The sequence below is a fragment of the Pseudomonas sp. P5_A2_2 genome, assembly GCF_054177685.1.
This window is the reverse complement of the sequence record NZ_JBGCUL010000007.1, coordinates 38752-45178: the sequence shown is the minus strand read 5'-3', so window position 1 is coordinate 45178 and position 6427 is coordinate 38752. Positions and strand designations below refer to the sequence as shown.

Sequence of the window (6427 nt, the reverse complement as noted above, 5' to 3'; positions counted from 1 at the left end):
CGGACGCCATCGCGAGCAAGCTCGCTCCCACAGGTTTTGCTTTTGCTGCGGTTAAAAAAAAGGGCCTGGAGATTGATCTCCAGGCCCTCAAAAGGTGAGAGGTGTCTAGTCCCTCGACCTGGTGAGCGGTGCTAAAAATAACGCGTCGGGTTATGCCTTCAGAGGCACCAGACGCGGAGCAATCATGTTTTCCGGGCGCAGGATATCGGCGAGCATGGCTTCGTCGAGCAGACCTTCTTCGCGCACCAGTTCCAGCACGCCGCGGCCGCTTTCAAGGGCGAGGCCGGCGATGCGGGTGGCATTTTTGTAGCCGATGTAAGGGTTCAGCGCGGTGACCAGACCGATCGAGTGCTCGACCAGTTCACGGCAGCGTGCTTCGTTGGCGGTGATGCCGACGATGCAGTGCTCGCGCAGCATGTCCATGGCGCGTTGCAGCAGGCGGATCGAGTCGAAGATCTTGAAGGCGATCAGCGGCTCCATCACGTTCAGTTGCAGCTGGCCGCCTTCAGCCGCGATGGTCAGGGCCAAGTCGTTACCGATGATCTGGAACGCCACCTGGTTGACCGCTTCCGGAATAACCGGGTTGACCTTGCCTGGCATGATCGAACTGCCTGGCTGACGTGCCGGCAGGTTGATCTCGTTGATGCCGGTACGTGGGCCGCTGGACAGCAGGCGCAGGTCGTTGCAAATCTTCGACAGCTTGACCGCGGTACGCTTGAGCATGCCGGAGAACAGCACGAAGGCGCCCATGTCGGAGGTAGCTTCGATCAGGTCGGCGGCCGGAACCAGCGGTTGACCGCTGATCACTGCCAGGCGCTGAACGGCCAGGAGCTGGTAACGCGGGTCGGCGTTGATGCCGGTGCCGATCGCGGTGCCACCCAGGTTCACTTCAGTCAGCAGTTCCGGGGCCAGCGTCTTCAGACGGGCCAGGTCTTCACCCATGGTGGTGGCGAAAGCGCGGAATTCCTGACCCAGGGTCATCGGCACGGCGTCTTGCAGTTGGGTACGACCCATCTTCAGGACGTGGTTGAATTCTTCACCCTTGGCCGCGAACGCCTGAATCAGGCTGTCGAGACTGGCGAGCAGGGCATCGTGACCCAGCAAAAGACCCAGACGGATCGCCGTCGGGTACGCGTCGTTGGTCGACTGCGCCATGTTCACGTCGTCGTTCGGGTGCAGGTACTGGTATTCGCCTTTCTGGTGACCCATGGCCTCCAGCGCGATGTTGGCGATGACTTCGTTGGCATTCATGTTGGTCGAAGTGCCAGCGCCGCCTTGAATCATGTCCACCACGAATTCTTCGTGGAAGTCGCCGCGGATCAGACGTGCACAGGCTTCGCTGATGGCAGCGTGCTTGGCTTCGCTCAGGTGACCCAGCTCACGGTTGGCGTCAGCAGCGGCCTGTTTGACCATGGCCAGGCCGACAACCAGTTTCGGGTAGTGCGAAATCGGAACGCCCGAGAGGCGGAAGTTATTCACCGCTCGCAGGGTCTGAATACCGTAATACGCTTGAGCGGGTACTTCGAGAGCGCCAAGCAGGTCATTTTCTGTGCGGAATGATGCAGCGGAGGACATGATAGAAATCATCTCAATATGGACCCGGTCTGTGCCGGAACGCTGTGAATGCTAGGCCTGTACAAAATTTTGGGCCAATGCTGTTAAACACTAGGCTATGCATATTCGGCATAATGCCCGTGTGACGCCGGCTTGACGGCGAACGTGTGACCTAAATTGGTGCGTGTCCGGGAGGACGTGATGAATCTGGAAAGCAAATGGCTGGAGGACTTCAGTGCCCTGGCCGCCACCCGCAGTTTCTCCCAGGCCGCCGAGCGGCGTTTCGTGACGCAGCCGGCGTTCAGCCGGCGAATCCGCAGCCTGGAGGCGGCGCTGGGGCTGACCCTGGTCAACCGTTCGCGCACGCCGGTGGAGCTGACGGCGGCAGGGCAATTGTTTCTGGTCACCGCGCGAACCGTGGTCGAACAGCTCGGCGAAGTGCTGCGCCATCTGCATCACCTGGAAGGCGGGCAGGGCGAAGTGATGCAGGTCGCTGCCGCGCACTCTCTGGCACTTGGTTTCTTTCCGCGCTGGATCGCGCAGTTGCGCAACGAAGGCCTGAACATCGCCACGCGGCTGGTGGCGACCAACGTGGGCGATGCGGTGCATGCGTTACGCGAAGGCGGTTGCGATCTGATGCTGGCGTTCTACGATCCGGACGCCGCGATGCAGATGGACCCGGAAATCTTCCCCTCGCTGCACCTTGGCCACACCGAGATGCTGCCGGTGTGTGCCGCCGACGCCGACGGCAAACCCCTGTTCGACCTGGAAGGCGAAGGCAGTGTGCCGTTGCTGGCGTACAGCGCCGGTGCGTTTCTCGGCAGGTCGGTGAACATGCTGTTGCGTCAACGGGCGCTGCGTTTCACCACGATCTACGAAACCGCCATGGCTGACAGCCTGAAAAGCATGGCCCTGGAAGGCCTGGGCATCGCCTGGGTGCCGCAACTGAGCGTGCGCGCCGAACTGGCGCGCGGTGAGTTGGTGGTCTGCGGCGGGCCGCAGTGGCATGTGCCGTTGGAGATTCGCCTTTACCGCTGTGCGCTTGTGCGCAAGGCCAATGTGCGGTTGTTGTGGCGCAAGTTGGAAGGTGGTGCAGCGAGCCCGGCTTCGTGAGAATGATTATGGCGACTTTCGCAAGGTAGCTTGAACTTATGGAAAGCGATTGAGATATTCGCGAATATTTTCCCTGTTCTTGTCGCTGAAGCGGTAAACGTTTCCACGTACATGAGAAAACTCATCGGCGAGCATGATTGTGTCGTGCCACCAGCCGTCATAGATCACTTCACTGTCTTCGTGGGTCGCGCCAAGCATATGACCTATTTCATGTGCGGGAATACGATAAGAGGTGATCGATGCAATTGCGCAATGACCTTTGAAAAAGGCATATCCGCCTATGCCCCCCAAGAGTCCGCCCAACTTTTCGTGGATATTCTCTCGGGTCAACAAGAGGATTTTGGTTAAATTCACGTCATGACGATCGCTTGCCAAAATTCCTGCATACCAATTTTTAATCAAGTCTTTCCAGCCATTCAGTGCAGCTACAGCATCCTCATTTTTGTAGTCGTATACTGACATTTCAGGGATGTCGCTCTGACGATGCATATCGATCTGGACGGTGCGTCCCGAGATATATTCAAGTTCGGTTTTAAGCCAGGCAAAATAGTCTGAATATAAACTGTTTTTTTGATGATGTTGAAGGTCGTTGTGGAGGATGATGATGAGGCTGATAGGTTTTTTCATGTTTTTTAACTTCCTGTTCAGTTAGGGGTTTCCTGAGATTTGATAGTTGACGGTGATCGGCACTTCCGGCAAGTTTAAGTTTATTTAAAATTGTTTTAAGTGTACTGAGGTGGTCGCTTCTGCTGCGACTTTTATTAAAGTAAGAAAATGAATAGTTCACGTCATACCTCGGTTTAGCCGGCTGACTCGATAGTCAAGAAATGGGCATTTTCAGACCGCATGACAGATGGTCGCACCGGGGGCTGTTTATCTGCCTCATTACGGTATACTGCGCGGCCTTCGGCCGGTTACGACTGGCCATAATTCGTACAATCAAGCCACGCATTCTGCGTGGCTTGTTGTTTTTTGATGCGCCTGCGGGCGCCCAGAGAGAAGAGGCACGACGATGAGTGCACTGGTTGGCGTGATCATGGGCTCCAAGTCCGATTGGTCCACCCTTAGCCACACCGCCGATATGCTGGAAAAGCTCGGCATCCCCTACGAGGTGAAAGTGGTTTCTGCCCACCGCACCCCGGACCTGCTGTTCCAGTACGCTGAAGAAGCCGAGGCGCGGGGCATCGAGGTGATCATCGCCGGTGCCGGTGGCGCGGCCCACTTGCCAGGCATGTGTGCGGCCAAGACCCATTTGCCGGTGCTGGGCGTACCCGTGCAGTCCGCTATGCTTTCGGGCGTTGATTCGCTGCTCTCCATTGTGCAGATGCCAGCAGGCATTCCGGTTGCCACTCTGGCCATCGGCAAGGCGGGCGCGATCAACGCAGCGCTGTTGTCGGCGAGTATCCTGGGCGCCAAGCACCCGCAGTTCCACGCGGTGCTGAAAACCTTCCGTGCTGAGCAGACAGACAGCGTCCTGGACAATCCAGACCCACGCATCGCCTGAGGTTGTTGACGATGAAGATCGGTGTAATCGGTGGCGGCCAGTTGGGTCGCATGTTGGCACTGGCGGGCACTCCGCTGGGCATGAACTTCGCTTTCCTGGACCCGGCGCCGGATGCTTGCGCAGCCGCGTTGGGCGAACACCTGCGAGCCGATTACGGCGATCAGGATCACCTGCGTCAGCTGGCCGATGAAGTCGATCTGGTGACCTTCGAGTTCGAAAGCGTTCCGGCCGAGACCGTGGCTTTCCTCTCGCAATTCGTCCCGGTCTACCCGAGCGCCGAAGCCCTGCGCATCGCCCGCGATCGCTGGTTCGAGAAGAGCATGTTCAAGGATCTGGGGATTCCTACCCCGGCGTTCGCCGACATCCAGTCCCAGGCCGACCTGGACGCCGCCGTGGCTTCCATCGGTCTGCCGGCGGTGCTGAAAACCCGTACTTTGGGTTACGACGGCAAGGGCCAGAAAGTCCTGCGCACGCCAGAAGATGTGGTGGGTACCTTTGCCGAACTGGGCAGCGTTGCCTGCCTGCTGGAAGGCTTCGTGCCGTTCACCGGTGAAGTCTCGCTGATCGCCGTGCGTGCCCGCGACGGTGAAACCCGCTTCTATCCGCTGGTACACAACACCCACGAAAGCGGCATCCTCAAGCTGTCCGTGGCCAGCACCGATCACCCGTTGCAAGCCCTGGCCGAAGACTACTCCAGCCGTGTGCTCAATCAGCTGGATTACGTCGGCGTGATGGCGTTCGAGTTCTTCGAAGTCGACGGTGGCCTCAAGGCCAACGAAATCGCCCCGCGCGTGCACAACTCCGGGCACTGGACTACCGAGGGCGCTGAGTGCAGCCAGTTCGAAAACCACCTGCGGGCCGTCGCCGGTCTGCCGTTGGGTTCGACGGCCAAGGTCGGCGAAAGCGCGATGCTCAACTTCATCGGCAAAGTGCCGGACACCGAGAAGGTCGTGGCCATCGCCGATTGCCATCTGCATCACTATGGCAAGGCCTTCAAAGTCGGCCGTAAGGTCGGTCACGCCAACCTGCGTTGTGCGGATCGCGAAACGCTGACCGCGCAGATCCTCAAGGTCGAAGCGCTGATCGCCGAATAGTTTCATGTGGCAGCGGCGGAACCATTCAGGGGCCGCCGTTCTCTCATGGCAGGATGCCAAAGTCTGACTAGGCTTTGGCTAGGTGTCCTGTCTCACCAATACTGTTCCTTTTTGACGGGGTCTGTTGCCGTCATGCTGCGTTGCCGCTCCTCGCCATAGCCAGCTATGACTCGTCGCGGCGCCTTGCCTGACAACAACAGTCACTCGCCAAAAGAGGAACATTATTGGTGAGACCGGACACAGCCACTTCATTCAGAGGGAAATGCCATGGGAATTATCGGAACCATCTTTATCGGCTTGATTGTCGGCCTGCTGGCACGGTTCCTGAAACCGGGCGATGACAGCATGGGCTGGATCATGACCATCCTGCTCGGTATCGGCGGTTCGCTGGCGGCCACTTACGGCGGTCAGGCCCTGGGCATCTATCAGGCTGGCCAAGGCGCAGGTTTCATCGGTGCGTTGGTTGGCGCGGTCATCCTGCTGGTGATTTACGGCCTGGTCAAAAAGAACTGAGCCAATCGACAAAGTCCTCTCGGCGGCACAAGCCGGGAGGGCTAGAATGCTCGGCGTTTCCTGTTCTTCCCTTTGCCGAGCACCTTCATGCGCCGTCTTTTGTTGACTCTTGTTTTACTGGGTTCGGGCCTTGCCCATGCCGGCGAACTGCCGGAAACCGACTGGCTTGAATTGATGCCAAAGTCGGACCAGAAGGCCCTCGAGGCCATGCCTGAAATCGACCACAACTCCCCTGAAGCCAATGGCACTTTCACCGACAAGGGCGGAATGAAGCAGGCCAAAGGCTTGCCGGCGGTGATGTACTCGACCAAAACCGTAGCGTCGATGAACGACAAGAACATCCGCATCGGTGGTTATCCGGTGCCGCTGGAGTCCGACGCCAAGGGCCGCAGTACATTGTTCTTCCTGGTGCCGTACCCGGGCGCGTGCATCCATGTGCCGCCGCCGCCGCCCAACCAACTGGTGCTGGTGCGTTATCCAAAGGGCTTGAAGCTGAACGATATCTACACGCCGCTGTGGGTCACCGGCACGCTGAAAGTCGAGAAGGTCAGCAATGACCTGGCCGATGCGGCGTATGCGCTGGATGCGCAGACGGTCAGGGTAGTGAAAGAGTCGGATCTGTAACGCGCCGCCAGAAGGCCTGGCACAA

At 58.6% G+C, this 6427-nt stretch carries 7 protein-coding genes; 5 read left to right on the top strand and 2 right to left on the bottom strand.

Annotation, left to right across the window (positions count from 1 at the left end; all coding sequences use genetic code 11):
• Nucleotides 1-150: 150 nt before the first annotated feature.
• A complete protein-coding gene (locus ACXRVY_RS02320; protein ID WP_223460509.1) occupies nt 151-1575 on the bottom strand; it encodes an aspartate ammonia-lyase in 1425 nt (474 codons plus the stop codon).
• A 180-nt stretch (nt 1576-1755) separates the two neighbouring features.
• Between ACXRVY_RS02320 and ACXRVY_RS02315 the strand changes: the two genes are divergently transcribed.
• Nucleotides 1756-2667 (top strand): LysR substrate-binding domain-containing protein, encoded by a 912-nt coding sequence (locus tag ACXRVY_RS02315; protein ID WP_223460507.1) that lies wholly within the window; start codon nt 1756-1758, stop codon nt 2665-2667.
• Between the two features lie 36 nt (nt 2668-2703).
• Here the strand turns inward: ACXRVY_RS02315 and ACXRVY_RS02310 are convergent, their stop codons facing one another.
• A complete protein-coding gene (locus ACXRVY_RS02310) occupies nt 2704-3294 on the bottom strand; it encodes a reprolysin-like metallopeptidase (RefSeq protein WP_223460505.1) in 591 nt (196 codons plus the stop codon).
• 385 nt (nt 3295-3679) lie between these two features.
• Here ACXRVY_RS02310 and purE point away from each other — a divergent pair, with 385 nt between their 5' ends.
• The 4 genes from purE (at nt 3680) to ACXRVY_RS02290 (ending at nt 6402) form a co-directional block, all read left to right on the top strand.
• The gene (purE, locus tag ACXRVY_RS02305) at nt 3680-4171 is read left to right on the top strand and encodes a 5-(carboxyamino)imidazole ribonucleotide mutase (RefSeq protein WP_046038893.1); all 492 of its coding nucleotides are present in this window, start codon (nt 3680-3682) and stop codon (nt 4169-4171) included.
• Between the two features lie 11 nt (nt 4172-4182).
• A complete protein-coding gene (locus ACXRVY_RS02300) occupies nt 4183-5265 on the top strand; it encodes a 5-(carboxyamino)imidazole ribonucleotide synthase (protein WP_223460503.1) in 1083 nt (360 codons plus the stop codon).
• A 267-nt stretch (nt 5266-5532) separates the two neighbouring features.
• Nucleotides 5533-5778, top strand: coding sequence for a GlsB/YeaQ/YmgE family stress response membrane protein (locus ACXRVY_RS02295; RefSeq protein ID WP_008018299.1), 246 nt, complete (start codon nt 5533-5535; stop codon nt 5776-5778).
• A gap of 87 nt (nt 5779-5865) precedes the next feature.
• Nucleotides 5866-6402 carry a DUF3299 domain-containing protein gene (locus ACXRVY_RS02290; protein WP_223460501.1) on the top strand — a complete coding sequence of 179 codons (537 nt, stop codon included), beginning with the start codon at nt 5866-5868 and terminating at the stop codon, nt 6400-6402.
• Nucleotides 6403-6427: the final 25 nt, after the last annotated feature.

Excerpts from the sequence above, each read along its gene's own strand:
- ACXRVY_RS02320 (WP_223460509.1), bottom strand. The coding sequence starts at position 1,575 with ATGTCCTCCGCTGCATCATTCCGCACAGAAAATGACCTGCTTGGCGCT.
- ACXRVY_RS02315 (WP_223460507.1), top strand. The coding sequence starts at position 1,756 with ATGAATCTGGAAAGCAAATGGCTGGAGGACTTCAGTGCCCTGGCCGCC.
- ACXRVY_RS02310 (WP_223460505.1), bottom strand. The coding sequence starts at position 3,294 with ATGAAAAAACCTATCAGCCTCATCATCATCCTCCACAACGACCTTCAA.
- purE (WP_046038893.1), top strand. The coding sequence starts at position 3,680 with ATGAGTGCACTGGTTGGCGTGATCATGGGCTCCAAGTCCGATTGGTCC.
- ACXRVY_RS02300 (WP_223460503.1), top strand. The coding sequence starts at position 4,183 with ATGAAGATCGGTGTAATCGGTGGCGGCCAGTTGGGTCGCATGTTGGCA.
- ACXRVY_RS02295 (WP_008018299.1), top strand. The coding sequence starts at position 5,533 with ATGGGAATTATCGGAACCATCTTTATCGGCTTGATTGTCGGCCTGCTG.
- ACXRVY_RS02290 (WP_223460501.1), top strand. The coding sequence starts at position 5,866 with ATGCGCCGTCTTTTGTTGACTCTTGTTTTACTGGGTTCGGGCCTTGCC.